This is a genomic window from Streptosporangium sp. NPDC000509, assembly GCF_042898365.1.
Classification (GTDB): domain Bacteria; phylum Actinomycetota; class Actinomycetes; order Streptosporangiales; family Streptosporangiaceae; genus Streptosporangium.
The window spans coordinates 1-26,249 of sequence record NZ_JBIAYX010000002.1 but is presented as its reverse complement, the minus strand read 5'-3'; the positions used below and the strand labels follow the sequence as shown (position 1 = coordinate 26,249).

24 protein-coding genes are annotated in these 26,249 nt (G+C 71.5%); 10 read left to right on the top strand and 14 right to left on the bottom strand.

Annotated features, from left to right (window positions below; translation table 11 throughout):
* Positions 1-65 precede the first annotated feature (65 nt).
* Positions 66-662 carry a TetR/AcrR family transcriptional regulator gene (locus ACFY3D_RS03560; protein ID WP_350942923.1) on the top strand — a complete coding sequence of 199 codons (597 nt, stop codon included), beginning with the start codon at positions 66-68 and terminating at the stop codon, positions 660-662.
* 54 nt (positions 663-716) lie between these two features.
* On the opposite strand, the gene ACFY3D_RS03555 is transcribed toward ACFY3D_RS03560, so the two are convergent.
* Complete coding sequence (locus ACFY3D_RS03555; protein WP_389974424.1) at positions 717-1,556, bottom strand: class I SAM-dependent methyltransferase; 840 nt, start codon at positions 1,554-1,556, stop codon at positions 717-719.
* Positions 1,557-1,718: 162 nt separating this feature from the next.
* On the opposite strand from ACFY3D_RS03555, the gene ACFY3D_RS03550 reads away from it, so the two are divergent.
* The 4 genes from ACFY3D_RS03550 to ACFY3D_RS03535 all read left to right on the top strand — a co-directional run bounded on the left by ACFY3D_RS03550 (position 1,719) and on the right by ACFY3D_RS03535 (position 5,866).
* The gene (locus ACFY3D_RS03550; protein ID WP_389974421.1) at positions 1,719-2,396 is read left to right on the top strand and encodes a winged helix-turn-helix transcriptional regulator; all 678 of its coding nucleotides are present in this window, start codon (positions 1,719-1,721) and stop codon (positions 2,394-2,396) included.
* A 104-nt stretch (positions 2,397-2,500) separates the two neighbouring features.
* Positions 2,501-3,238 carry a GntR family transcriptional regulator gene (locus tag ACFY3D_RS03545; RefSeq protein ID WP_389974418.1) on the top strand — a complete coding sequence of 246 codons (738 nt, stop codon included), beginning with the start codon at positions 2,501-2,503 and terminating at the stop codon, positions 3,236-3,238.
* Between the two features lie 130 nt (positions 3,239-3,368).
* Positions 3,369-4,547, top strand: a complete 1,179-nt coding sequence (locus ACFY3D_RS03540; RefSeq protein ID WP_350942927.1) for a CaiB/BaiF CoA-transferase family protein — start codon at positions 3,369-3,371, stop codon at positions 4,545-4,547.
* Between the two features lie 170 nt (positions 4,548-4,717).
* Positions 4,718-5,866, top strand: coding sequence for an acetyl-CoA C-acetyltransferase (locus ACFY3D_RS03535; protein ID WP_389974415.1), 1,149 nt, complete (start codon positions 4,718-4,720; stop codon positions 5,864-5,866).
* Positions 5,867-5,932: 66 nt separating this feature from the next.
* On the opposite strand, the gene ACFY3D_RS03530 is transcribed toward ACFY3D_RS03535, so the two are convergent.
* The 9 genes from ACFY3D_RS03530 to ACFY3D_RS03490 all read right to left on the bottom strand — a co-directional run bounded on the left by ACFY3D_RS03530 (position 5,933) and on the right by ACFY3D_RS03490 (position 13,560).
* Positions 5,933-6,628 carry an ABC transporter ATP-binding protein gene (locus ACFY3D_RS03530; protein WP_350942931.1) on the bottom strand — a complete coding sequence of 232 codons (696 nt, stop codon included), beginning with the start codon at positions 6,626-6,628 and terminating at the stop codon, positions 5,933-5,935.
* Complete coding sequence (locus ACFY3D_RS03525; protein ID WP_350942932.1) at positions 6,615-7,412, bottom strand: ABC transporter ATP-binding protein; 798 nt, start codon at positions 7,410-7,412, stop codon at positions 6,615-6,617. The genes ACFY3D_RS03530 and ACFY3D_RS03525 overlap by 14 nt, the downstream gene beginning before the upstream one ends.
* Positions 7,409-8,317, bottom strand: coding sequence for a branched-chain amino acid ABC transporter permease (locus ACFY3D_RS03520; protein WP_389974412.1), 909 nt, complete (start codon positions 8,315-8,317; stop codon positions 7,409-7,411). Before ACFY3D_RS03520 ends, ACFY3D_RS03525 begins: the two co-directional genes overlap by 4 nt.
* Positions 8,310-9,161, bottom strand: a complete 852-nt coding sequence (locus tag ACFY3D_RS03515; RefSeq protein WP_350942934.1) for a branched-chain amino acid ABC transporter permease — start codon at positions 9,159-9,161, stop codon at positions 8,310-8,312. Before ACFY3D_RS03515 ends, ACFY3D_RS03520 begins: the two co-directional genes overlap by 8 nt.
* Positions 9,162-9,350: 189 nt before the next feature.
* Positions 9,351-9,851 carry a VOC family protein gene (locus ACFY3D_RS03510; RefSeq protein ID WP_389974409.1) on the bottom strand — a complete coding sequence of 167 codons (501 nt, stop codon included), beginning with the start codon at positions 9,849-9,851 and terminating at the stop codon, positions 9,351-9,353.
* A gap of 214 nt (positions 9,852-10,065) precedes the next feature.
* Positions 10,066-11,250 (bottom strand): ABC transporter substrate-binding protein, encoded by a 1,185-nt coding sequence (locus ACFY3D_RS03505; RefSeq protein WP_350942937.1) that lies wholly within the window; start codon positions 11,248-11,250, stop codon positions 10,066-10,068.
* A 326-nt stretch (positions 11,251-11,576) separates the two neighbouring features.
* On the bottom strand, positions 11,577-12,566 hold the full coding sequence (locus ACFY3D_RS03500) for an aldo/keto reductase (RefSeq protein ID WP_350942938.1): 990 nt from the start codon (positions 12,564-12,566) through the stop codon (positions 11,577-11,579).
* A 41-nt stretch (positions 12,567-12,607) separates the two neighbouring features.
* Positions 12,608-13,093, bottom strand: a complete 486-nt coding sequence (locus ACFY3D_RS03495) for a MaoC family dehydratase (RefSeq protein ID WP_389974405.1) — start codon at positions 13,091-13,093, stop codon at positions 12,608-12,610.
* Positions 13,090-13,560, bottom strand: a complete 471-nt coding sequence (locus ACFY3D_RS03490) for a MaoC family dehydratase N-terminal domain-containing protein (RefSeq protein ID WP_350942942.1) — start codon at positions 13,558-13,560, stop codon at positions 13,090-13,092. Before ACFY3D_RS03490 ends, ACFY3D_RS03495 begins: the two co-directional genes overlap by 4 nt.
* Positions 13,561-13,714: 154 nt before the next feature.
* On the opposite strand from ACFY3D_RS03490, the gene ACFY3D_RS03485 reads away from it, so the two are divergent.
* A complete protein-coding gene (locus tag ACFY3D_RS03485) occupies positions 13,715-14,659 on the top strand; it encodes an LLM class flavin-dependent oxidoreductase (RefSeq protein WP_389974402.1) in 945 nt (314 codons plus the stop codon).
* A gap of 208 nt (positions 14,660-14,867) precedes the next feature.
* Here the strand turns inward: ACFY3D_RS03485 and ACFY3D_RS03480 are convergent, their stop codons facing one another.
* Positions 14,868-15,320 carry a PPOX class F420-dependent oxidoreductase gene (locus ACFY3D_RS03480; RefSeq protein WP_389974400.1) on the bottom strand — a complete coding sequence of 151 codons (453 nt, stop codon included), beginning with the start codon at positions 15,318-15,320 and terminating at the stop codon, positions 14,868-14,870.
* 141 nt (positions 15,321-15,461) lie between these two features.
* On the opposite strand from ACFY3D_RS03480, the gene ACFY3D_RS03475 reads away from it, so the two are divergent.
* The 3 genes from ACFY3D_RS03475 (at position 15,462) to ACFY3D_RS03465 (ending at position 18,398) form a co-directional block, all read left to right on the top strand.
* Positions 15,462-16,511: an alpha/beta hydrolase gene (locus ACFY3D_RS03475; protein WP_389974397.1), complete on the top strand. Its 1,050-nt coding sequence runs from the start codon at positions 15,462-15,464 to the stop codon at positions 16,509-16,511.
* Positions 16,512-16,579: 68 nt separating this feature from the next.
* Positions 16,580-17,356: an SDR family NAD(P)-dependent oxidoreductase gene (locus tag ACFY3D_RS03470; RefSeq protein WP_389974394.1), complete on the top strand. Its 777-nt coding sequence runs from the start codon at positions 16,580-16,582 to the stop codon at positions 17,354-17,356.
* A 52-nt stretch (positions 17,357-17,408) separates the two neighbouring features.
* Positions 17,409-18,398 carry an NAD-dependent epimerase/dehydratase family protein gene (locus ACFY3D_RS03465; protein WP_389974391.1) on the top strand — a complete coding sequence of 330 codons (990 nt, stop codon included), beginning with the start codon at positions 17,409-17,411 and terminating at the stop codon, positions 18,396-18,398.
* 208 nt (positions 18,399-18,606) lie between these two features.
* Here ACFY3D_RS03465 and ACFY3D_RS03460 read toward each other — a convergent pair whose 3' ends face one another.
* The 3 genes from ACFY3D_RS03460 to ACFY3D_RS03450 all read right to left on the bottom strand — a co-directional run bounded on the left by ACFY3D_RS03460 (position 18,607) and on the right by ACFY3D_RS03450 (position 22,738).
* Positions 18,607-20,565 (bottom strand): AMP-binding protein, encoded by a 1,959-nt coding sequence (locus ACFY3D_RS03460; RefSeq protein ID WP_389974388.1) that lies wholly within the window; start codon positions 20,563-20,565, stop codon positions 18,607-18,609.
* Entirely contained in the window at positions 20,562-21,539 is a 978-nt protein-coding gene (locus ACFY3D_RS03455) for a cyclase family protein (protein ID WP_389974385.1), read from the bottom strand. Before ACFY3D_RS03455 ends, ACFY3D_RS03460 begins: the two co-directional genes overlap by 4 nt.
* A gap of 65 nt (positions 21,540-21,604) precedes the next feature.
* Positions 21,605-22,738, bottom strand: coding sequence for an alpha/beta fold hydrolase (locus tag ACFY3D_RS03450; RefSeq protein WP_362503611.1), 1,134 nt, complete (start codon positions 22,736-22,738; stop codon positions 21,605-21,607).
* 369 nt (positions 22,739-23,107) lie between these two features.
* On the opposite strand from ACFY3D_RS03450, the gene ACFY3D_RS03445 reads away from it, so the two are divergent.
* Positions 23,108-26,104 (top strand): BTAD domain-containing putative transcriptional regulator, encoded by a 2,997-nt coding sequence (locus tag ACFY3D_RS03445; protein WP_389974381.1) that lies wholly within the window; start codon positions 23,108-23,110, stop codon positions 26,102-26,104.
* Positions 26,105-26,249: the final 145 nt, after the last annotated feature.

Below are 26,249 nucleotides of genomic sequence, written 5' to 3'. Positions count from 1 at the left end.
CTCCTCCAGAAACCAATATGAGTACCACGGTATCAGTTTTGGTACTCTGCCGTAGAGTCGGCCTCATGCCGATTCCGGGGAAGGCTCGCATGCGCCGCGAGGAGACGCTGGTCCAGCTTCGAGAGCTGTTCCTGAGTGAGGGATTCTCCTCGTTCGGCATCGGGGACCTGGCGGAACGGCTGAGGTGTTCGAGAACCACCCTGTACGCCGTGGCGCCGAGCAAGGAGCAGATCGTCGTCGCGGCCGTGCGCTCGTTCTTCAAGCACACGGCGGAACGCATCGAGGCCCGGGTCGCGGCCTCCGACGACCCGGCGCGACGACTGGTGATCTATCTGGAGGCCGTCGCCTCGGAGCTCCAACCGGCCTCGGCCAGGTTCTTCGCCGACGTGGCCGACTTCGGCCCGGCCAACGACGTGTATCAGGAGAACACCCGGTACGCGGCCAGGCGGGTACAGGCCCTGGTGACCGAGGGAGTGCGGGCGGGTGCGCTGCGCCCGGTGCACGCGTCGTTCGTGGGGGCCGTCGCGGCCGAGATCATGGGCGCGATCCAGCGCGGGACCATCCAGTCGAGCACCGGCCTCGACGCCGCCGAGGCGTACCGGCAACTCGCCGACCTGGTCATGACCGGCCTGACCGATCCGAAGGAGAGAACGACGACCTGACCGGTCAGGCCGGTCAGGTCCCGGTTCGATCCCCCCTCGGCGAAGCAGAGCTCGTCAGTGGCGTTTGCGGGCGGTGAGCAGGAGATACTCCCATTCCATCACCGTTTTCTCCTCCCCCTGGAGATGGCCGCGTGCCAGTTCGGTGAGAGCCTGGTCCAGGGCGGCGGCCCGGTCGGGGGCCCCGGCCAGCCCTCGGTAGACGGCGATGGTCGGGCCGTAGTTGGCCTTGAAGTAGTCGACGAACGCGCCGGGGTGAGCGAACCGGTCGATCGTGACCGTCCGCCGGCGCGTGACGACGTCGGTGACCGCGTCGCCGAGCAGCGCGCGGACGTGATCCTCGTCGCCCCACAGCGGAGGGGGCTGCGCGCCGGGCGGGGGCGGGGGCGCGTACGGCTTCATCGCCGCGAACATCTGACCGATGAACCCCTGCGGCGTCCAGTTGAGCAGGCCGATCGTGCCGCCCGGGCGGCAGACCCGGATCAGCTCGCCCGCACTGGCCCGGTGGTCGGGAGAGAACATGACCCCGACACAGGACATGACCGTGTCGAACTCGCCGTCGGCGTACGGCAGGGCCTCCGCGTCGGCCTGCCGCCACTCGACCGCCGCGTCGCGCCGCGCCGCCAGGGCGCGTCCGGCCTCCAGGAGTTCAGGGGTGAGGTCGCCGGCCACCACGCTCGCCCCGGCGAGCGCCGCGGGAATGGCGGCGTTCCCCGATCCGGCGGCCACGTCCAGCACACGGTCGCCGCGTCCCACCCCGCAGGCCTCGACCAGGATCGCGCCCAGATCGGGGATGATCTCGGCGGCGACCGCGGGATAGTCACCCAGCGCCCACATGTCGCGGTGCCTGGCCTTCAGGGCACGGTCGGCCTCTGTCGGGTCGTTATGTGGCGTCATCGCACTGCTCCCTCGTCGTGATCCGCGGTGGACTGGAATCGACGGTAGGGAGTGCTGGATTCGCCATCCAGTACACGATCTGTACCGCCGTCCGGTGCTGTCCCCGCCGCCCCCCGTCGTCGCCCTCTGGCGTTCGTGGCGGCTGAATCTAGACTCCGAGGTATGGGCTCCTCGTATCACCAGTTCTGCCCGGTCGCCAAGGCCGTCGAACTGCTCGACGAACGATGGACGCTGCTCGTCATCCGGGAACTGGTGTGCGGGACCGAGCGTTTCAACGAGCTGCGTCGCGGCCTGCCGCGCATGTCCCCCACGCTGCTTTCCCGACGGCTGCACCAGCTCACCCACGCCGGCATCGTGGAGAGGCACGTCAGGAACAACGACGTGCGCTACGTTCTCACCCCGGCCGGCCACGAGCTGCGACCGGTGGTCGAGGCGCTCGCCGCATGGGGCATCCGCTGGATCGGTGAGCTGGGCGACGAGGACCTCGACCCGAAGCTGCTGCTGTGGGACATGCACCGCAACGTCGACCGGAGCGTCGTTCCCGACGGGCGGACGGTCATCGAGTTCCGCTTCCCGGACGTTCCGCCCAAAAGTCGGCGCTGGTGGATTGTGATCACAAGTGACGAGGTGGACGTCTGCGACACGGACCCCGGCCACGCCGTGACCGTGACGGTGACCGCCGGTGTGCGCAGCATGGTCGAGGTCTGGCGCGGCGAGCTGAGCTGGCCGGACGCGCTGCGCCTGCACGAGGTCGAGGTGCAGGGGCCGGAGGCGCTGCGCCGCGCCGTGCCCCGGTGGTTCACCCTTCCCGCGTGGGCCTCCGTGCCCCGGCCCGTCTAGCGTCCGCTCGTCGAGGCCGTGTCGCGGCCCTTCGTATCCACCTAGGATCGTCGGCGCAGGTGGGACGCCGGGAAGAAGCCCCGATCGAGGCGAGAGGTCGTGCGATGAGCGGCAGAGTGACCGGGGGCGCGAGAACGGCCCCGACGGACGGGGCGCCCCGGACCTCCGAGGCGGACCGCCCCCAGCTCAGCGACGCGGCCGCCTCCTACATCCGCAGCATGATCATGTCGGGCCGGTGGCGTCCTGGCGACTCGGTCCGGCCGGAGGCGGTTGGCCAGGCGCTGGGCATCTCCGCGACGCCGGCCCGCGAGGCGCTGCACGTGCTCCGGGTGGAGGGCTTCCTGCAGTTGCTGCCCCGGCGCGGCTTCCAGGTCGCGCCGCTCACCGGTCAGGACGTCCGCGACCTGTTCGAGGCGCACGCGCTGATCTCGGGCGAGCTCGCGGCCCGCGCCGCGGTACGGGCGACGCCGGAGGATCTGGGCGAGTTGGAAGCGCTGCACCACGAGCTGCTGGCCGCGGCGCACCGCAAGGACCTGACTCTGCTTGAGGAGAGGAACCACGCCTTCCACCGGCACATCAACCTGGTGGCGGGCGCCAGAAAGATCACCTGGGTGCTCGGCCTGACCGGCCGCTACATTCCCACCCGCTTCTACTCCGCGATCGAGGGCTGGCCCGAGGCGACCCTGCACGACCACGCCGGGATCCTGGCGGGGCTGCGGGCCGGGGACGCGGAAGCCGCGCGCAGGGCGATGCACGATCACATCGTGAACTCCGGCGACCTGCTGGCCAGGCAGTTCGATCGGCAGGCCGCGGACGATGAGACCCCGTCAGGGACCTCATAGGATATTTTCTCTCCGTTCACGCCCTCGGTCATGAATCGGCTGATCAGAAGGCATACCCGAGTAAAGCCTGATCACCCTGATGCCCTAGAGTAAAACTCTATATTTTATATTGATCAACCGAGGGGGAGCCGTGCTGCCGCTGACCGGGATCACCGTCGTGACGTTGGAACACGCGGTCGCCGCGCCGTTCGCGACCCGCCAGCTCGCCGACCTCGGCGCCCGCGTGATCAAGATCGAGCGACCGGGCTCCGGCGACTTCGCCCGTCGCTACGACGAGTCGGTGCACGGCCAGTCCAGCTACTTCGTCTGGCTGAACCGCTCGAAGGAGTCGGTCACCCTGGACGTGAAGTCCCCGCACGGCAGGGAGATCCTGCACGAGCTGGTGGACCGGGCCGACGTGCTCGTCCAGAACCTCGGCCCCGGCGCCGCCGACCGGCTCGGGCTCGCCGCCGCCGCCGTCAGGGAGCGGGACCCACGCAAGATCGTGCTCGGCATCACCGGGTGGGGCGGTGACGGACCGTGGGCCGGGCGCAAGGCGTACGACCTGCTGGTCCAGTGCGAGGCCGGGCTGGTCTCACTGACCGGGTCGGCGGACGAGCCCGCCAGGGTCGGCGTCTCGGTGGCCGACATCGCCGCCGGGATGTACGGCTTCGGCGCGGTACTGACGGCCCTGTACCAGCGGCAGGTCACCGGGCGGGGGGCCACGCTGGAGGTGTCGCTGTTCGAGGCGCTCGCCGAGTGGATGGGGCAGCCGGCCAACTACACCGCGGGCAGCGGGCGCCAGCAGCCGCGTGCCGGTGCCCGGCACGCCACCATCGCCCCGTACGGACCGTTCACCGCCCGCGACGGGCGGACCGTGCTGCTCTCCATCCAGAACGAGGCCGAGTGGATCCGGTTCTGCGCGGTGTTCCTCAAGGATCCCGAGCTCGCGACCGACCCGCGTTTCGCCACCAACACGCTGCGGGTGGCCGATCGGGACGCGCTGGAGGCCATCGTCGACGCGCGCTTCGCCGAGCTGGACGGCGCCGACGCCGCCGAACTGCTCGACCAGGCCGGGGTCGCGAACGCCGGGGTGAACACGGTGGCCGACTTCCTGGACCACCCGGTACTGCGCGAGCGTGACCGATGGCGGGACGTCGGCACACCCGGTGGCCCCATCCGGGCACTGTTGCCGCCGATCTCCCTGGACGGGGCCGAGCCGCGGATGGACCCGGTGCCCGAGCTGGGGCGGCACACGGCCGACGTACTGGCCGAGCTGGGCCGCTCGCCGGAGGAGATCGCCGACCTCGCCGCCCGGTCCGTCATCTGACCCTCGCCCGGCCGGGCGAGGACGAGGGCGTGACGCGGTCGACGACGCGCACGCGCGAGGGCGCGGGACGTTCGAGCAGCCGATCCGGCCGTACGGGGACAGGGGCGGGGTAACGCCGCCCGATCCGGTGGCGCACGGCCGGTTAACGTTCCGTCCGTACGGTCGGCGGCATGGCTGAAGCATTCATCATCGACGCCGTCCGCACTCCGGTGAGCAGACGCGGCGGGCCGCTGAGCACGATCCATCCGGCAGACCTGGGAGCGCACGTCATCCGCGCGTTGATCGAGCGAGCAGGGGTGGACCCCGCGCTCGTCGACGACGTGGTGTTCGGCAACGTGGACTCGGTCGGCCCGCAGTCCTTCGACATCGCCCGCACCTGCTGGCTGGCGGCGGGCTTCCCGGCCCACGTGCCGGGGGTCACCGTCGACCGGCAGTGCGGCTCGGCGCAGCAGGCCGTGCACTTCGCCGCCCAGGCCGTGATGAGCGGCACGATGGACCTGGTCGTGGCCGGCGGCGTACAGAACATGAGCATGGTGCCGCTGATGTCGGCGGCCGACTCCGGTAGGGCACTCGGGTTCGAGGACCCGTTCTCCACCTCCGAGGGGTGGACGAGCCGGTTCGGGAAGGGGGAGGTGAGCCAGTTCCGGGGCGCCGAGATGATGGCGACACACTGGGACATCTCGCGCGACGAAATGGAGCGGTTCGCGGTCGAGTCGCACACCCGTGCGCTGCGCGCGAACGCCGAGAGGCTGTTCGAGCCGGAGATCGCGCCGCTGGGCGGCCTGTCCGCCGACAACGGCCCGCGCGAGCCCGACTGGGAGAAGATCAGGTCGCTGCCCACCCTGTTGCCCGACGGCCGGATCACCGCCGCCTGCGCCAGCCAGATCAGCGATGGCTCGGCCGCCCTGCTGATCGCCGGGGAGCGTGCGGTGAGGCATCTGGGGCTGACACCGCGGGCGCGCGTTCACCACATGACGGTGATGGGCGACGACCCGCTGATGATGCTCTCGGCGCCGATCCCGGCGACCAGGCGGGCACTGGAGCGGACCGGGCTCACCCCTGACGACATCGACACCGTGGAGATCAACGAGGCGTTCGCGCCGGTGGTGCTCGCCTGGCTGAAGGAGACCGGGTTCGACCCCGCCCAGGTGAACCCGGACGGCGGGGCGATCGCGCTCGGCCACCCGCTCGGGGCGACCGGTGCGCGGCTGATGACGACGATGCTCAACCGGCTGGAGCGTACGGGCGGCAGGTACGGGCTGCAGACGATGTGCGAGGGCGGCGGCCAGGCGAACGTCACGATCATCGAACGTCTGTAGAGAGAGCCCCGGTGGTCCGGGCCGGGGGAGACCGGACCACCGGGACGTCGGAAAGACGGGAAAGCCTCAGGCCAGGTAGGTCTCCAGCAGGCTGTTCTCGTCCATGTCCTCGCTGCGCCCGGACGCCACGATGTCCCCGACCACCATCACGTACGCCCGGTCGGCCACCTCCAGCGCGAGGCCCACGTTCTGTTCCGCCACCAGCACCGCGGTGCCGGTGGCGACCACCCGGTGCAGCGCGTCCAGCACGTCGCCCACGATGCGCGGGGCGAGCCCCATCGACGGCTCGTCGATCATGAGCAACCGCGGGCGGGCCATCAGCCCGCGCGCGATCGCGAGCATCTGCTGCTCGCCGCCGGACAGCACGCCGCCGAGGGAGTCGATCCGCCGTCCCAGCACCGGGAACAGTTCGATCATCTCGTCCATCCGCTCGCCGGCCTCGGAGCCGGGCAGCCGGCTGCCGCCCATGAGCAGGTTGTCCTTCACGGTGAGGGGGGACAGGATCGCCCGGCCCTCGGGCACGTGGCTGACGCCCAGCCGGGCGACCCGGTAGGCGGCGCGGCGCCCGGTCGCCCTGCCGTCGATCGTCACGGTCCCGGCCGTCGGCCGTACCAGACCGGAGATCGTGCGCAGCAGGGTCGTCTTGCCCGCGCCGTTCGGCCCGACCAGGGCCACGGCCTCGCCCGCACCGACCTCCAGGCTCACCCCGTGCAGCGCTTCGACGGCGCCGTAACGGGTGACCAGGGAATCAACGACCAGCATCCGGTGCCTCCACGGTGTCCGCTGTGCGACGTTCCTTGACGCCGAGGTAGGCCGTCTTGACCCGCTCGTCCTGCCACACCTCGTGCGGGCCGGCCTCGGTGAGCACGCTGCCCCAGTCCAGGACGACGACCCGGTGGCAGACCTCGGTGACCAGCCGCACGTTGTGGTCGACGAGCAGCACGGTCACGCCCTCGTCATTGATCATCTGGATGAGCCGTCCGATGTCGTCGGACTCGGCCCGGTTCATTCCGGCGGTCGGCTCGTCGAGCAGCAGCAGCCGAGGCTCGGTGGCCATCGCCCTGGCGATCTCGACCCGTCGCCGCATGCCGTAGGAGAGCTCGGCCACGTCCACGTCGATCACCGAGGTGAGGCCGACCCGGTCGATCAGCCGCCGCGCCACCTCGTGCTGCTCGGCCTCCTCACGCCTGCGCACCCGGCCGAGCTGCCAGCGGCGGCCCTTGAAGGACAGATGCCGGCCGATCAGCACGTTCTCCAGGACGGTGCTCTCGTCGAAGAGCTTCAGGTTCTGGTAGGTGCGGGCGATGCCCGCGGCGGCGAGCCGGTGCGGGCGCAGGTCGGCGAGATCGGACCCGGCGAGGGTGATCCGCCCGGCGGTGGGCTTCAGGTAGCCGCTGATCAGGTTGACCACCGTGGTCTTACCCGCGCCGTTGGGACCGATCAGGCCGTAGATGGCGCCCTCTCCCACGGAGAACGAGACGTCGTTCACGGCCTTCATGCCGCCGAAATGCTTGCTGACACCGGACAACTCCAGCAGCGCGGTCATCGGCTCGCCACCTTCTCGGCAGGGTCTTGGACGGTGGGCGCGGGGTGGTCCCGTCTGCCGCGCCAGCGGCGCCGCAGGCCCCGGTAGAGCGAGCGGTCGGACAGGCCGTTCGGCGCGACCAGCAGGATCACGACGAGCAGCACGCCGTAGATGACGTCCTCCCAGTTGGAACCCGCGAAGTGCAGCGAGTCGCGCAGGATCGTGAGCCCCCAGGTGACCAGGATCGGCCCCGCCCAGTGCCCGTTGCCGCCCACCAGCACGTAGGTGAACACGATGACCAGCGTGGCGAAGCCGTACTGGTCGGGGCTGATCACCGTGGTGCGGTGCGCCTCCAGGGCACCCGCGCACCCGGCGACGGCGGCGGCCGCGGTGAAGCTCACGAACCGGACGCGGAACACGTTCACCCCCATGCCCTCCGCGGTGCGCTCGTCCAGCCGTACCGCCTTGGCGGCCCGGCCGAAGTAGGAGCGGTGGCTGAGCTCAAGCAGTACGAACGCCACCAGCAGCGCGACGACCAGGTGCTCGGTCCTGACCTCGACCGGGATGCCGGCGATGCCGTTCGGACCGTTGGTGTAGTCGTTGATCCGGATCAGCACCACGATGGCCTGGGCGAGGGCCAGGCTGCCCAGGGCCATGTAGATGCCGCGCAACCGCAGCACCGGCGGGGCGAACAGTGCGCCGATCATGCCCGCCAGCACCGTGGCGGCGAGCAGGCCGATCGCGAACGGCAGCTCGGACTTGGTCGCGATGAGGGCCGCGGTGTAGCCGCCGACCGCGGCGAACCCCATCGGGGCGAGCGACATGATGCCGACCCGGAACGTGATGTGCACGCTGATCACGAGCAGGGTGAGGATGAGCGCGGTGTCCAGCCGGAACAGCTGGAGCGGTTCGAGCCACTCAAACACGGGCGGCCTCCTTCTTGCCGAAGAACCCGGACGGCCGCGCGACCAGCATCGCGAGGATGACGGCGAACGCGATGATCTCCCTGAACGAGCTGGAGACGTAGGTGGTGGCGTAGACCTCGACCACGCCGAGGACGAGACCGCCGATGATCGCGCCCTTCACCGAGCCCATGCCGCCGAGGATGATCACCGCGAAGGCGATGAGCAGCAGCCCGTCGCCGGACGAGTACGACACCTGCGCCGCCGACGCGGCGACGAAGATGCCCGCCACCGCGGCGAGCGCGCCGGCGACGAAGAAACAGATCGAGAAGACGAGCTGGCTGTTCACACCGAGCAGCTCGGCGGTCTCCCGGTCGTGGGCCACCGCGCGGACGGACCGGCCGGACTTGGTCCGGTTCAGCCAGTACGCGAGGCCCACCATCGCCACCACCGCGATCACGAACATGACCACCTGGAGCCGGGGCACGTTCTGGCCGGCGAACTCGAAGGCGCCGACCGGGAAACCCTGCCGGGGGAACGCCTCGGTCTGCGCGTCGGTGTAGGTGCGCAGCACCGTGGTGAGCACCAGCGAGACGCCGATCGTCGCGACCACGAAGGAGAACTCCGGTGCCTTGCGACCGCGCAGCGGTGCGAGGACGACCAGGTCGATCAGCACCGACAGCACACCGGCCGCCACCATGCCCACCAGGATCGCGACCGGTACGGGGACGCCCAGGCGCAGCGAGGCCAGGGCGGCGAAGGTGCCCCAGGTCAGTATCTGCGCGTGGGCGAAGTTGAGGAGGTTGAGAACACCCCAGACCAGGGTGACGCCCACGCCCAACAGGGCGTAGGTACTCCCCAAGGCCAAGCCGTTAATGGTCTGTTGCACACCGTCCTCCGTTCCCTCTCGTGGCCCCGGCCCTGGCTGTCCGCGGTGTGACGAGATCGGGGCCAGCGTTGCGTTTCCTCGTTAACACCGGCGTTACGTGAGCGGGAGAGCCCGGCGGGGGTATGGTCGCGGCCGTTATCGGTGCCCCGCGCGGGGCGGTGGCGCCGGTCATCCGCGCACGCTCCCGGCCGGGGGTGCGGAGGGGCCGGAGAACTCCATCAGGTTCAGCAGCGTCCCGTCGGGGTCGAGGATGGTGACCACGCGCCGCTCGCGGCCCGGCATGGGGACGAGCGTGACCGGCCCGCCGACCACGGGGATGCCGTGCTCGGTGATCCAGGCCATCGTGGTGTCCATGTCCTCGACCCGCAGCCCCAGGCGGGCGAGCCCCGCGTCCTTGGCCGTGCGCGGCGCCGGTGCGCCGCCGTCGTCGGTGAAGTGCAGCAGGTCCAGATAGGTGTCGGTGTCCCGGGAGCTCCAGCTGAGCAGGGCCGCCTTGCAGCGGACCGGTCCGGTGACGTCCAGGATCGTACGGAAGTCGTCTCCGGCGTCGAACTCGAACGGCTGCCCGAGGACCCGGGCGCCGAGCAGGCGGGTGTAGAAGTCGAGCGACCGGTCGAAGTCGCTGCAGACCACGTTGGCGTGGACGAGGTGGTCGATTTTGAAGGTCATCGCGAGGTTTCCTCCGGGATGGGCGGCAGGGGCGATGGGCGGTGGGTGGTGGGGGCGATGGGTGGGGGGCGATGGGCGGCGGGGGTGATGGGTGGTGGGGGCACCCGCCGACGACGACGCCCCGGCACACCGTGGTGCGGCGTGCCGGGGCGGCGGGTCGGTCTGGGCGGTCGGGTCGGTCGGGGCGTCAGGGCGTCAGGGCGGGTGGCGCGGGTCAGGCCTTGCAGCCGGGGGACTTCTGCTCGTCGAACAGGGTGATCTTGCTGTCCACGATCTGGAGCTTGGTGCCCTTGACGTCGGCGGCCCGGTTCTGGGTGAAGCCGATCTTGCCGAACGGGGTGTCGAGGTCGCTCAGGGCCGCCAGCGCGTCCCGGACGGCCTTCTTGTCGTTGCTGCCGGCGTTCTTGAAGGCGTGCGCCATCGACCACAGCGACGCGTAACCGGCCGCCTCGAAGACGGTGGCGGAGCGCTGCGCGCCGTTCTGCTTCCAGTAATCCAGGAAGTGGCTGTTGTTGCCCTCACTGCTCTGGCCGTTCCAGGCCGTCACGTACACGAAGCACTGCATGGCCTCGCCGGCCTGCTCCATGGTGGCGTCGCTGACGTCCGGCGCCATGAACACCTGCTTGTCGAAGCCGATCTCGTCGAGCTGCAGGTAGATCGTGCTCATCATGCCGGGCAGCGGCATGGTGACCAGCACGTCGGGGTTCAGCTGCTTGAGCTTGGTCAGCTGGGCGCGCACGTCGGTGTCGGTGCCGACGAAGGTCTCGGTGCCCAGGGTCTGGAGACCGGCCTGCTCCAGTGCCTCCTGGCGCTTGCCGATGACGTTCTTGGCCGCCTCGGAGTCGCTCTGGTACAGGTACGCCGCGGTCTTGAGGTCGCCGAACGCGGCGGCGAACTCCTTGTCGGCCGGGGGCATCACGTTGGCCATGTCGGGATAGAGACGGAACATGTAGTCGCCGATCTCGGTGACGCCGCCCGAGGAGAGGCCGACCGCCATGGTCGGGATGCCGTTCTGCTGCAGCTGCGGTCCCGCGGCGAGGAACGACGGGGTGAGGGTGAAGCCGACGACCGCGTCGACCTGGTCGGAGGCGAGCTTGAGCACCGCCTGCACGGCCTCCTGCTTGTCCGCCTTCGTGTCGATCTCCACCAGCTCGATCTTCGAGCTGCCCAGGAAACCGGTGTCGTTGATCTCCTTGGTCGCGAGTCGTACGCCGTCGCGCTCGCTGGTCCCCACACCGGCGATGCCCGCGGCGCCGCTGACGTCCAGCGGAACACCGATCTTGATGGTGGCGGGCAGGCCGCCCGACTGCGCGGTGCTTCCCTCGTCACCACCGGAGCCGCACGCCGTCGCCAGCATGGCTATCCCGAGAACAGCTATTCCGAGTTTGCTCTTTCGCATGTGAACCTCTCATATCGCCGGCTCCGCTGCGGGGAGCCACCTGGGACGTGACGGCGAAGCGCCGGCAGGACCAGATACTGCGGAGGTCTCGTTAACGTGCGCGTTACGTTGGGCGGGCGGAGTCACGGGGTCACAGACGGCAACGGTCGAATCAGGACAGACCTGGCCGATTCGCGGACGGCGACGGCCGATTCACGACGAACTCGGGGACGGCAACCGGCGATTCAGGACGGACCTGGCCGATTCGCGAACGGCAACGGTCGATTAGGGACGGACCTGGCCGATTCGCGGACGGGCAGTGGTCGAATCAGGGCGGATCGGCCGATTCACCGACCCAGCAGGTTCTCGGTGGGCCGGTCGGCGGCCGACAGGATCTCCGCCACCCGGGCGAGCACCTCCTCGTCGAGCTCCACCGCGAGGCCGCTCAGCCCGTCCGCCACCTCGGACGCGTTGCGGCAGCCGAACAGTGCGATGTCCGAGTACGGCTCCCGCACGGTCAGGGCGAGGGTGAACGCGGCCAGCGAGAGGCCCAGCGACCCGGCCAGCTCCCGCAGCCGTCCGGCGATCGCGACGTTGGCGGCGAAGGCGTCCCCGGCGAAGAACACGTTGCCCGACGTCCCCGAGCGGCCCTCGCGCCGGCTGCGGCCGCGCCAGTCCTCCGGCTCGAACTCGTGGTCGGGGCGGAAGTCCTCCGACAGCAGACCGTGCACGTACGAGCCGTAGGTGACGCGCAGCCCGCCGCGCGCCCCGGCGTCCGACAGCTCGGTCAGGTAGCGGTGGTCGAGGAGGCTGAAGCTGTACTCGACCGCGGACGGGATACCGGTGGCGAGGGCCCGCCGGCTCGCCTCGGCGCCGAAGTTGCAGAAGCCGACGTCGCGGACGAGACCCTCGTCCTTGAGCCGCTGCAGGTTCTCCATCTGCTGCTCAGGGGTGAGCGCCGGGTCGAACTGGTGCAGCAGGTACACATCGACCTGGTCGGTGCGCAGCCGGGTCAGCGACTCGTCCATGAACCGGCGCAGCGCGTCGTAGGAGGAGTCGCAGACCAGGGTGAGCAGGTTCGTCGGGTCGCTGTAACGCACGCCTCCCTTGGTGCACAGCCGGACCTCCTCGCGTCGGCCCTCCAGCATCTCGCCGACGATCGCCTCCGACCGGCCGGAACCGTAGAAGTGCGCGGTGTCGAAGAACCGCACCCCGGCCGTGTACGCGGCGTCGACGGCGCCCCGGGCGGACTCCTCGTCCACCGCGCCGTACCCCTGCGCGATCATCGTGCCGCTTCCGAAGCCGACGCGGCCGATCAGCTCGTTCCCATCAGGCATGACGGTTTCCTCTCCTTCGTCGGCGCGCGGTGCGGCGGCCGTCACTTGTTCTCGGAGCCGGCGCCACCGGCGGATGTGCGTACCACGGCGGTGCCCGTCATCACGACCGCGCCGTGCTGGTCGGTCACGGCAAGCGTGACCGTGGCCGTTCCCGCCGAGCCGTCCACCGACTCGACCTCGGCCCGCGCGGTCAGTGTCGCGCCGGGGAAGACCGGGGTGCGGAACCGTGCCTCGTACCGGAGCGGCGACTCGGGACCGAACCACTCGGTGATCACCCGGCCGGCCATCCCCATCGTGAGCATGCCGTGCGCGAACACCGACGGGTAACCGGCGGCCTCCACCGCGAACCGCTCGTCGGTGTGCACCGGGTTGAAGTCGCCGGACGCGCCCGCGTACTGGACGATCCTGGTCCGGGTGAGGTCCCTGACCAGCGTCAGCTCCCTGGTCTGGCCCACCGCGACGTCCGGCGTGAGGTCCGCCGCGCCGTCCGCCGCGCTGTTCGCGGCGGCGGGGGGGACGGCGCTCATTCGCCCGCTCCGACCGGACGGGCGGTCCGCACCGTCACCAGGGTCGAGGTGACGACCGGTTCGCCGTTCTGGTCGCGGTACTCGGTGACCCGCTCGGCGAAGGTGAGCGCACCGCCGCGCCGGCCCTCCTTGGTCCAGGTGCGGCCGGGGCGGTCCACCGCGCTCAGCACGTCGCCCTCGCGCACAGGCCGGTGATACTCGAACCGCTGCTCGGCGTGCAGGCCGAGGTCGGCCGACTCGGGGCCGCCGGTCCCCGACGGGGTGCTCCCCGACCCGACCCACGGCTCGCCCGGCTTCGGGCGGACCGCGCTGTCGGGGTCGTAGTGGTCGGCCGCCCAGACGAAGGTCGGCGGGGCGATCGCGGGAGTACCGGTCATCGCGCCGTGGTAGGCGGGGTCGAGGTCGCCTATGGCCCGCGCGAACATCATGATGTGGCCTCCCTCGACCGGGAACCGTTCGACTGCCATGCTTGTCCCTCCTGCTCGGTGATTGTGATCTTTGTCTGCCGCCGTTCACCCCGAAGTTACGGACGCGGTTCGTAACGTCGGGGGTAACGTGCGCCCGGACACGCTGGCCGCCACCGTTTCGCGACGGCGAGACGCCGTCGCCGAGGAGGCACGAGTGTCCGCCGTTGCACGACCGCGGATCGGGCTCAACCTGCCGCTGCGCTTCGCCGCCGGCACCGCCCCCAAGGAGATCGCGACCTGGCTGCGCGAGGCCGACGCCTCGCCGGTCGACGCGCTGTGGACCCTGGACCAGCTCGCGGGCCGGACGCCGACGCCGGAGCCGGTCGGCATGCTCGGCTTCGCCGCGGCGCACACCTCACGGGTGCGGCTGGGGGTCGCGGTGCTGGTCGCCCCCGGGCGCAACCCGATCACCGCGGCCAAGGAGCTGGCGAGCCTCGACCGGCTCGGCGGTGACGGCCGGTTGGTCGTCGGGGTCGGCAGCGGCGACCGCCGTCTGTTCCCCTCGCTGCGACTGGACGACTGGGGGCCCGGGGCGGTGCTGGACGAGTTCCTCGTCGCGGTGCGCCGGCTCTGGACCGAGGACGAGGTCGACCACGAAGGCCCGATCTGGCCCTTCACCGGGGTCGGGATCAGCCCGCGCCCGGTCGCGCCGCCCCCGCTCTGGGTCGGCGGCGGGTCGGTCCCCGCGCTGCGCCGGGCGGCGCGGCTCGGATCGGGCTGGGTCGCGGCCGGACGGCAGCCCACCGCGCGGTTCGCCGAGCTGGCCGTCCGGCTGGACGAGGTCCTCGCCGAGGAGGGGCGGGCCAGGGAGACCCTGGCCGTGGCCAAGCGGGTGTACCTGCTCGTCGAACCGCGGCGCTCCCGGGCCGAGCGGACGGTCGACGCCTGGTTCTCCGCCTTCTACGGAAGCCCCGAGCACGGCAGGGAGGCCACCGTCTACGGGGACGTCGAGTCCTGTGCCGAGCAACTGGCCGAACTGGCCGGGCTCGGCGTCACCGACCTGATCCTGCACCCGCTTGACGAGTCGGACCGGCACGGGGCCGCCGTACTCGGCGAGTTGCTGCCCGCCCTCGCGACGGCCCCGGCCCCGAGGGGCTGAGTGGCTTCGCGGTCGGGCGACCTCGGTCGGCCGAGCGGCCCTGGGGTGGGAGCGGCCCTGCGGCAGGGCGTCCCCGGTCGGCCGAGTGGCGCACTGGTCGCCGGGTGGCCCGCGACCGAGCGTTCCCGGTTGGCCGACCAGCCCTGAGCAGCACTGAACCGCGCTCAGCCGTCCTGAGCCGCCCTGCCGGACAGGGCCGCGGCGGGTCCTAGCGGTGCTTCGCCGTCCGGGCGAAGTCCCAGCTCGACCAGTGCTCGGGGCGGACCACGATGCCGACCCGCAGGCCCGACAGCGCCATCTTCCGGTAGTCGGGCCTGCCGGGCTCGGGGTAGTTGCGCGAGATGATCGCCTCGCCGATGCGCAGCATGGACTCGTCGTCCTCGACGAGGTCCACCCGGCCCGACACGGTCAGGCCCTTCAGCTCGGAGTAGTCGTCGCCGGACTCCACCAGGCAGGTGATCCGGGGGTCGTTCCGCAGGTTGCGCGCCTTCACCGAGCTCCGCTGGGTCCACATCACGATGTCATGGTCGATCAGGCCGAACCACATCGTGGCCAGGTGCGGCGAGCCGTCGGGGTTCAGCGTGGCCAGGTGCAGGCTCTTGCGCGTCAGCAGGTAGTCGTACAGTTCGTCCGCCTCGATCGGCAGCGGTCCCTTGCCCATGCCGGGCTCCTTTCTCCCGCCCTCACTACACCCGGTCGAGAGCACCCGGTCGCACCCGCGCACGGCGTAACGCGGCGGGTAATGGGGGGTCGCGTTACGTGGCGCCGAGTACCGGAACCATCCGAACGGGGGTCCTGCCACGTGATCGTGTCGGCAGACGACGGCATCCAGCTCAACCTCTCCGGCGGCCCCGAGGTCGACGCCGAGATCGTCCACTTCCAGAGCGACGGCCTGCGGTTGCGCGGCGTCCTGGTGACGCCGAGGGAGCGGGCCGGGGCGGTACCGGCCCTCGTCGCGAGCCACGGCTGGAGCGGCGCGGTGAACTTCCGCGTGCTGCCGCTCGCCGGGCGGCTCGCCCAGCGCGGGTACGCCGTCCTCGCCATCGACCACCGCGGTTTCGGCGGCAGCGAGGGTGTCCGGCTGCGCTGCGACCCGGCCGAGCAGGTACGCGACGTCTCCGCCGCCGCGACCTACCTGGCCGGACGGCCGGAGATCGACGGCTCGGCGCTGGGCGTGATGGGCGCCAGCTTCGGCGGGGCGATCGCGGTCGCCGCCGCGGCCGCCGACGAGCGGCTGAAGGCGTGCCTCTCGCTGGTCCCGCTCGCCGACGGGCGGCGCTGGCTGGAGGAGCTGCACGGGGCGGACCTGCCCGCGCTGCTGGCGCGGCTGGATCGCGACGACGCGGAGCGGGCGCGCAACGGGTCCGGGGAGGGCGGCGCGAAAGGTGCGCGTACCGGGTCCGGAGGGGACGGCGCGGAGGGTGCGCGTACCGGGTCCGGGGAGGGCGGCGCGGAGGGTGCGCATATCGGGACGGGGCAGCGGGTGCCGCTGTCGGTGTTGATGCCGCTGCCACCGAGCCCGGCCCTCGACGCCGAGGCCGCGTTCATCCAGTCGGTCTACCCCGAGGGATACCCGCTGGAGAACGTCCGGCTGGCGCTGGACTTCTCGCCGGAGAGCCTCGCGCCCGCCATCGCGCCGCGCGCGCTGTGCCTGATCACCCCGGTCGACGACACGGTGATCTCCGCCGACCACTCCCGGGCCGTGTACGCACGGGCCGGGGAGCCGAAGGAGCTGCACCTGCCGCCGGAGGGCGGCCACGGCGGGCCGATGGGACCGCTGACGGACACCACCGCCGAGATCGCCGGGGCCTTCCTGGACAAGCACCTGCGCCCGTCGGGCGGTGCGTCGTGACCGGCCCCATGGCAGGCTCCGCGACCGACCCAGCGACCGACCCAGCGACCGACCCAGCGACCGGCCCTGTGACCGGCGCCGTGAGCGGGCGGCTGGACGGTCGTACGGCCGTGGTCACCGGCGGCGGCTCGGGCATCGGACGCGCCACGGTCGAGCGCTTCTTCGCCGAGGGCGCCTCGGTGGTGCTCGCCGACCTCGCCGAGTCGGCCGCCGCCGTCGCCGCCGAGATCGACCCCTCGGGAGAGCGGGTGGTGTTCCAGCGCACCGACGTCGGCAGCGCCGAGCAGGTGGAGGCCGCCTTCACGGCGGCCGTGGACCGTTTCGGCCGGTGCGACATCGCGGTGAACAACGCCGGCGTCATCGCGGGCGGCCCGATCGACGCCGACGGCGCGGACGAGGACTTCGAGCGCCTGTGGCGGATCTGTGTGGCCGGGGTCTGGTACGGCTGCCGCGCGGCTCTCGCGACCATGCGGCCGCGCGGCGGCGGCGTCATCCTGAACACGGCCTCGGCGGCGGCACTGTGGCCCACCCCCGGCGCCCCGGCGTACGGGCTGGCCAAGGCGGCCGTGGTGCACCTGACGCGCTCGCTCGCCCTCGCGTACGGCCCCGACGGGGTGCGGGTCAACGCGGTCGTGCCGGGTCCGGCGAAGACCGCGATCTTCGCGGCGGCGGGTGCGGCGGACGACGGCCTGGAGGCGAGGTACGCGGCCAGGACGGCGCTCGGCCGGATGATCGATCCGCAGGAGGTCGCGGCGGCCTTCGCCTACCTGGCCTCGGACGACGCCCGCTCGGTCACCGGCGCCGCGCTCCAGGTCGACGCCGGATACCGCCCGAGCGCCACGTGAGGCACCCTCTCCCCGCACCTCCTCAATCCCTTGAAAGTCAGGAGTAATCACGATGACCTATCTGGTCACCGGCGCGACCGGGTTCATCGGCTCGTACGTCGTCGACCGGCTGCTGCGCGACGGCCACCGGGTCGTCGCGCTCGACCGGCGGCCCGAGTGGGCGGCCGAGCCGTCCGGCGCCCCGGACGCGCTCGCCTTCGTCGAGGGGGACGTCACCGACTTCGCGCTCGTCGCCGACCTGGTCAGCACGCACCGGGCGGACCGGATCATCCACCTCGCCGCCGAGTTGCACGACCGGTCGGCGGCACAGCGCGGGCAGTGCATCCAGTCGAACATCGTCGGCACCTACAACGTGCTGGAGGCGGCCAGGCTGCTCGGCGTGGAGCGCACGGTGCTGGCGAGCAGCGCCGCCCTGTTCGACCCGGCCGAGTACGGCGCGGGGGAGCCGATCACCGAGGACGCCAGGATCCACGCCGGCGACGTGTACGAGGGCAGCAAGGTCTTCGGCGAGACGATGGGCGAGTACTACCGGAGCTCGCTGGGCGTGATGAACACCTCGATCAGGATCGGCCTGGCCTACGGCGCCGCCTGCCTGATCGGCACCGCCCGCCGACTGATCGACGAGCTGGTCACCAAGCCGCTGGCCGGTGAGACGGGCCGGCCCGCGTTCCACTCCGGGTCGATGATGAACATGGTGTACATCCACGACACGGCCGACGCGTTCGTCCGGGCGAGCCAGGGGCGCGAGCCTCTGCACAACGCCTACCACGTGCGCGGCGACTACCGCAGCGTCGGGGAGATGGCGGAGATCGCGCGCGGGTTGATCCCCGGCGCCAGGATCGAGCCCGCCGACGCCGACCACCGCTGGCCGATGAACTTCGACGACACGTACTTCCGGCGGGACTACGGCTACGAGACGCGCTGGCCGCTGGAGGAGGCCCTCGCCGAGATCGTGGCGGAGAAGCGCCCTCCTCGCCCCGGCCGGCTGACCGGCCGTGACCATGGCGCCCCGGCTGACCGGCCGGGGCGCCTTCCGGCATGACGGGCGACCGCGAGTCGCGAACGGTGCGCCCGTGACCGGTCGGGGCGTTTCTGCACGCGTGACGTCGACGGCAGCGTCGTCGACGGAGTACTCGTGACCGGCCGGGCGCCTCGGCGCGATGAGCCGGATGAGCCGGATGAGCTGGATGGATCACCGCAACGCCGACGGCGCCCCCGCGAGTCGCGGGGGCGCCGTCGGCGTGCGCGGGTCAGGTGGTGCTCGCCTGCCGTGGCAGTGAGGCGAGCGGCTCCGGGCTCTCCAGCGCGGTCACGTCGCCCGGGTCGGCCCCGATGTAGACCGCCCGCGCCACTCGCCGCATCACCTTCCCGTTGCGCGTCTTCGGCAGCGCGGGCACCGCGTGCACCGCCTTGGGCCGGGTCGCCTTGCCCTCCCTCGCCACCACCGACGCCTCCAGCCTGGGCAGGACCAGGGCCGGGTCGGCGCCTTCCGCGAGTACGACGAAGCAGACCAGCGCCTCGCCCTTCAGCTCGTCGGGGACGCCGACCGCCGCCGCCTCGACCACCTCGGGGTCGTCGACGAGCAGCGACTCGATCTCGGCGGGGCCGACCCGCTTGCCCGCCAGCATGATGGTGTCGTCGGAGCGGCCCAGCAGGAACCAGTGCCCGTCGGCGTCGACGTAGGCGAAGTCGCCCTGCTGCCAGGTGCCCGGGTAGCGGCTCCAGTACGTCCGCAGATACCGCTCAGGGCCGTCCCACAAGCCCTTGGTGATGCCCGGCCACGGGCCACGCACGACCAGTTCGCCCACCTCGCCCCGGACCGAGCGCCCGTCGGGGTCGAACACGTCGGCCGCCATGCCCAGGGTGGGGCCGGAGAACCCGGCGGGTTTGATCGGCCGGTGCACCGAGCCGCTCACGATGGACGCGCCGCACTCGGTGCCACCGCTCATGTTGACGATCGGCGTCCGTCCCTTGCCCACGTGGCGGAAGCACCACCACCACGGCTCCAGGTTCCACGGCTCGCCGGTGCTGCAGATCGCCCGCAGGTCGGGCAGGTCGTGCGCGTCCGGCCACCGGTCGCCCAGGCCGGCCAGGATCCTGACCAGGGTGGGGGAGACGCCCAGCACCGTCACCCGGTGCCGCTCGACCAGCGACCAGAGCCGGTCGGGCGTGGGGTGGTCGGCGGTGCCCTCGTACAGCACGGCGGTGGCGCCGTTGGTGAGGGCGGCGGTGATCGTGTAGACGCCCATCACCCAGCCCATGTCGGTGAGCCACAGCAGCCGGTCGCCCCTGTCCATGCCGTACCCGTGTCTCGCCTCCTGCGCGAACTTGAACGGCAGGCCGGAGTGGGTGTGCAGGCAGCCCTTGGGCCGGCCGGTGCTGCCCGAGGAGTACAGCAGGATGCAGGGGGTCTCGGCGTCCAGGACCGGGGTCTCCGCGACGGGCTCGGCCGCGGCGAGCGCCTCGTCCCACCATTCGTCGCGGCCCGCGGTCATCGGGGCGTCCCGGCCCAGCCGGCGCACCACCAGCACGGTACGCAGCTCCGACAGGCCCTCGGCGGCCTCGTCGAAGGTCTCCTTCATCGGGACGAGCCTGCCTCGGCGCTCGAAGCCGTCCGCGGTGACCATCAGCTTGGCGCCGGAGTCCAGCAGCCGTTCGCGCACCGGGGTGGGGCCGAAGCCGCTGAAGAACGGTGCCACGACGGCGCCGATCTTGGCGGCGGCGAGCACGACCACCACGGCCTCGGGCACCATCGGCAGGTACAGCGCGACCACGTCGCCCACGCCGACGCCGCGCGCGGTGAACGCGCCCGCGGCCCGGTCGATGCGCTCCTTCAGTTCGCGGTAGGTGACGGTGCGGACCGAGCCGTCGTCGCCCTCCCAGACGATCGCCTCGTCGTCGCCGCGGTTCTCCTCGACCCACCGGTCCACCGCGTAGTCGGCCCAGTTGAGCCCGCCGCCCTTGAAGAAGTGCGGGAACTGCGGGCCGTCCGACAGGTCGAGCACCGTGTCGTACGGTCGCCGCCAGCGCAGCACGTCGTCGGCGGCGGCGCCCCAGAACCACGCGGGGTCGGCGGCGGCGCGGGCCGCCACCTCCTCGAAGGTGGCGATTCCGTGCCTGGCCGCCATCCGTCCCAGCGGGGTGGCGGGGAAGTCGGCGGGGTCGGGCTCCCAGGCGACCGGGAGCCGGTCGAGTTCGTCGATGTTCATTTGATCGCCATCGGGTTGAGCGGCGAGCCGACCGCCTTGGTGAACGGGAGCGGCCCCGCGGCGAACATGAACTCGTACACGCCGTCGTCCGCGCAGTCCTCGGCGAGCTTCTCCAGGTCGAAGATCTCGCCGATCAGCAGGCCCGCGTTGACCAGCAGCACGATGTGCACCGGCTGGAAGATCTCCTCCAGTTCGTTCGGCCGCACCTCCATGCCCCAGGTGTCGGTCGCGACCCCGGCGATCTCGTTCCCGCAGATCCAGTGCGCCGAGTCCAGGGTGAGGCCGGGGGCGTCGCCCGCGGCGTATCCGCCCCAGGCGCCCTGTTCCCGGCACATCGCCATGTGACCGGTCCTGACCAGCACGAAGTCACCGCGACCGACGGCGACCCCCTGGGACTCGGCGCATGCGGCCAGTTCGGCGCTGTCGATCCCCTGGCCCGGCTCCAGCCAGGGCACGCCGCGGTGGCGGGGGATGTCCAGCAGCACGCCGCGCCCGACGACCTTCTCGGTCATCAGGTGGATCGCGTTCTTCTCCGCCCCGGTGCTGGAGACGTGCTCCTGTCCGTAGCCGTTGTACATCTTGCCGTCGTAGAACACGTGCGACAGCGCGTCCCACTGGGTGCCCGACTGCAGGGGCATGTAGATCGCGTCGTCGGCGTACCTCAGCCGGGCCATGTGGTCCTGTGCGCCGATGGCCGCGTCGCCGCCGTCCTGCAGCATGAAGTGCAGCGGGTTGACCCGTCCGCCCCAGCCGTTCTGGGGGCCGTTGCCGTCGTAGGGCAGCGCACAGGAGATGATCTTGCCTTGCCGGACCAGTCTCGCCGCGGCGACGACCATCTCCGGCTCGATGTGGTTGAGTGTGCCGAGCTGGTCGTCCGGGCCCCACCTGCCCCAGTTCCGGTACCGGTCGCACAGCGCGTGCACGTCGTCGAGCGTCACCTTGCGTGCGGACCCGCCGCCGGTGTCAGTGCTCATCCCGATGTCTCCTCATTCTCACGAAACCCTCACGAAACCCTCGTGAACCCGTGGACGGCGGCGGGTCAGTCCTGCGCGGGCAGGGTGCCGAAGCGCTGGCCGAACCAGTCGGCGATCAGCTGGCGGGCCGGGTCGGGCTCGTCGGTCTGGCAGTGCTCGGCGCCGCCCTCGGCGACGGTGAAGATCCGCAGCGTCTTGTCCGCGGAACCGGCCGCCGCGTAGGCCTTGTGCGCGTCCTCGACCGCGACCTGGCGGTCGTTCTCGCCGTGCACGATGAGCAGCGGTTGGGTGATCTTGGGGAGTACGTCCACCAGCGTCCACTGCCTGACGCGTTCCAGGCCGGCCTCCATGGTGTCGGTACCCATCACCCAGGGCAGCTGGAACCACGGCACGGACACGGTCTTGGACCGGGTCGCCCAGCGCTTCTCCCAGGTGGCGCCCCAGTCCCAGATGCCGCCCCAGGCGGCGCACGCCTTGATCCTGGGCTCGAACGCGGTCGACCGCGGCGCGTAGTAGCCGCCGAGGCTGATCCCCATCACGCCGATCCGGCTCGCGTCCACGTCGGAGCGGGTCTCCAGGTAGTCGATCACGGCAGCGGTCGGCACCTCGTAGTCGGGGCGCGAGGGCACGTCGCGCAGCCGCAGCGGCTCGCCCACGCCGGGGCTGTCCATCACCAGGCAGCTGATGCCCCGGGGGACGAACTCCTCCTCGATGAAGCCGTAGAGGAACTCCTTGGTGACGTCGAAGCCGCCGTAGAAGATCACGACCGGGGCGGGTTCGGCGGTCCTGGCCGGGATGAGGTAGCCGGGCAGTACGCCGTCGGGCGAGTCCACCTCGATCCGCTCCACGTTCAGCGGCACCAGCTCGATCGCCTTCTCGAAGGCGTCCAGCGATGCCTGGTAGCTCGCGCTTTTCTCGGGGCCCGGGGGGATCTGCCGCTCACCGCTGGCGTGGTAGACCGAGGCGCGCAGGTAGCGGAGGCCGGCGCTGCGGCGCAGCCCGGCGGAGAGGTCCTCCGCGGCCTGCGTCTCCTGCTGCTCGGCCATCCCCGCCCACGCCTTGCCCCAGGCCTCGTTGTCGGGCTCGCCCTCGCGCAGCGGCGACAGCCACCGGTTCATCTCGCCGAGCGAGCCGCCCGCCATCAGGGCGAGGTTGAAGGCCGAGGACCACATGTAGTTGTCCGGGAAGTAGTAGAACACCGAAGGGCTCCGTTCGCGTACGGGAAGGGTGGCGCTACGGTCACCTCACCCCACCCGGCGTTACCACCGCCGTTATGGGCCCGGGGCCGGATCGGGGGTCGTCACGGGGGTGGCCCGGGTGATGGCCGAGGTGACGCCCGGCGGCGCAGCATCGACAGGCGGAGACCGCTGGAAACCGACGGCGATCCTCACTATCCGTTACTTAGATCGCAGTGATCAATAAAGCCCACAATGTGTCGAAAAGGGTATTAAAAACGGCAACACTCTTGACATAAGTATTGCCATAGCACTTGATTGAAGTGCGGCTTCACTCGACGGGGGTTTCGGTGAAGTTGCCGTGAAGCTACGTTCTGGTGAACTGAGGCTGGCATGATCTTGAGTCACAAGGTCCAACCCCCTGGACTGCCGCGTGGGACGATCACCAGGGACCGGCTGGACGAACAGTTCGCCGCCTTCCTGGTGTCTCACGAGACGATTGTGATCTTCGCTGCGGCCGGCTCGGGCAAGACCGTGCAGACCCGGATGTTCGCCACGCGACTCGGCTGGCCGCTGGCCTGGCTCACCTTCGACGCCGGCGACCGCAGCCCGTCCCGGCTGATGGTCTACCTGGCCGAGGCGCTGTCCGGCCTGAATCCCGAGGCGCCCAGGACGGTGGAGTCCGCCCTGGCGGAGGGCTTCCCGACGACCGAGGTGGCCGCGATGCTCGCCGAGAGCGTCGCCGACACCTCCCTGCTGCTCGTCCTGGACGACTGCGAGTGGCTGGTGGACGCGGACGAGGCGCTCGCCGTGCTCGGTATCTTCCTCGACTACCTGCCGCCGGGTGTCCGTACGGTCATCCTGAGCCGCGAGGACCTGAGCGGCCCGATCGGCCGGATGATGATGCAGGGCAGGATCGCCAGGATGAGCGGCGAGGACCTCGCCCTCGACATGGACGAGGCCCGCACGCTGCTCGCCGCGCACGGTCAGGACGGGCGGGACCCGGCGCCGCTGATGGAGGCCACCAAGGGCTGGATCGCCGCCGTCGCCTTCGACATCGTCCCCGGCCTCAAGTCCGAGAACGGGCCGGACGCGCTGGCCGGCTTCGTCTCCAGGGAGATCCTGGCCCGCCTCCCGCAGGAGGAGCAGGACTTCCTGCTCCGCACCTCGATCCCTGCCATCGTCACCGCGCGGGCCGCGGTCGCCCTCTGCGGCGAGGACGGCTACCGGCTGTGGCAGTCACTCGGCTCGCGGCACCTGCCGGCGACCAAGGCCGACCGCGCGCTCGTCTACCACCCCCGGTTCCGCCAGTACCTGCGCGAGCAGCTGCAGGCGCGGCTGCCCGGCGAGCTGCCCGGCCTGCAGAGCCGCTACGCCCGGCTCCTGGAGGAGACCGGGATGCACGAGGACGCGGTCGAGACCTACCTGGAGGCCGGGGAGGTGGAGAAGGCCGCGGACGTGGCCGAGAGCGCCGTCGCCGCGCTGTCCGCCCGCGCCGACTGGCGGGTCCTGCTGCGCTGGCTGGAGACGTTCGGCATCCAGGTGGTCGAGTCCCGGCCGGTCCTGCTCGGCGCCCTGCTGCGCGCGCTGTACGGGGTGCGGCGCATCCCCGAGGCGCAGGCGCTGATCGGCAGGCTGCACCAGGAGGGCATGCTCGGCGACGTGGCCAAGTCCGACCCCGGCGCGGTCGCGTTCGTCGGATACGCCATGCAGTGGCGCCCGGCCCAGGCGCTTGAGCTGATCCGCAACTACGAGGGCGACTTCAGGGCCGAGGCGGTCCGTTACGAACTGGAGGCGGTGGCGGGCCGTGAGCCGGTCGCCTCCCCGCCCGGCAGGGACTGGGTGGACAGCGAGCGCGTGTACTCCTGGGGGCTGCTGGTGCAGGGGCGGCTGGACCAGCTGCTGCGGATGCTGCCCGAGGAGGGCGACTGGCCGCCGCGCTCGTTCTTCCGCACCCCGCACCCGCTGCTCGCCCTGGTCTGGCGCGGCGAGCTGGCGCTCGCCCGCGAACTGCTGGACGAGGTTCCCGAGACGATCAAGTTCGGCGCGCACACCGACCTGTGGTTCTTCCACGAGGCGTGGCTGCTGTGGGCCGAAGGGCAGACGGAGAAGGCGCTGTGGGCCGCCGAGTCGGCGGTCGAGCACAGCCGCAGGACCCGGTTCGGCTGGGAGCCCTGCTTCGAGGTCGTGGTCGGCGTCCTGCAGCTCACCCTGGGCAGGGTGGACGACGCCCGGATGACCCTGGCCGACGCGATCAGCCGCTCGGCCGCGAGCGGCAACCGCTGCTACGCCGAGTGGGGCCAGACCTTCCAGGGCCTGGCCTACCTGCGGATCGACCGGCCGGAGGACGCCGCGCGGGTGCTGCGCAGCGCGACCGAGGCGATGCGGGCGGCGGGCCGCACCCTGATGCTGCCCTTCGCCGCCACCTACCTGGCCGAGGCCGAGGCCCGGCTGGGCAACGCCGAGGCGGCGTCGGCCTCGGTCGAGCTCGCCTACGAGACCGCGAACGCGATCGGCTGCCTGTTCGTCCTGAAGAACGCGCTGAACGACGTGCCGGGGGTGCTGCGCCGCCAGATCGAGAACGACGCCGGCGGCACCCGCTGGCGTCAGCTGGTCGGCCACCAGCCGCCGGAGGCGCGCAAGCGCCAGCCGGTCGCGGCCTCCGAGCGGGTGATCGTCGTCGACGTGCACACGCACGGCCCGGTGCTCGACCTGATCGTGGACGGCGTGCCGCGCTGCTCGCGCCGGACCAAGGTGCTGGAGCTGGCCGCCTACCTCACGCTGCACCCCGAGGGCGTGGAGCGGCACCGGTTGCAGGAACGGCTCTTCCCCGACGCCGACCCGCGCCGAGGCGGCAACTACTTCCGCCAGGTGGTGCACAAGCTGCGCCAGGCGACCGGGGTGAACCTCGCCAGGACCTCGCAGAGCCACGTCCGCTGGGCCGACGGCCTGTACGTGGACAGCACCGACCTGCGCTTCGAACGGATGATCAAGGACGCGTACGGGCTGCGCGGCGCGGAGCGGCTGGAGCGGATCGAGTCGACGCTGGAACTGGTCGAGGGGCCCTACCTGCCGGAGAGCGAGCTGGAGTGGGCCGAGGAACGCCGGCACGAGCTGGAGGTGATGATCGTCAACGCGGCGGTCGACGCCGCCGAGGTGGCGCTGTCGCTCGGCTACCTGGAGCGTGCCAGGCGGGCGGCCTCGTTCGCGATCAACCGGGATCCGTTCTGCGAGTCCGCCTACTGCGTACGGATGCAGGTGGAGGGGGCGCTGGGCGCGCCGCACGCGGTGCTGGCCGAGTTCCAGCGGCTCACCAAGGCCCTGGCCGAGCTCGGAGTGGGGCCGACACCGACGACCCGGCAGCTCGTCAGCGAGCTGCGCGGGAGCTGACCCCGCGGCCTTCCGAGCCCGTCGCCCGGGCCGTGGACGCGGGCCGGGGAAGCGGTCCGGGGGGGGGGGGGGCCCCCCCCCCCCCCCCCCCCCCCCCCCCCCCCCCCCCCCCCGGGCCCCGGGCCCCCGGCCGGCCGCGCCGCGC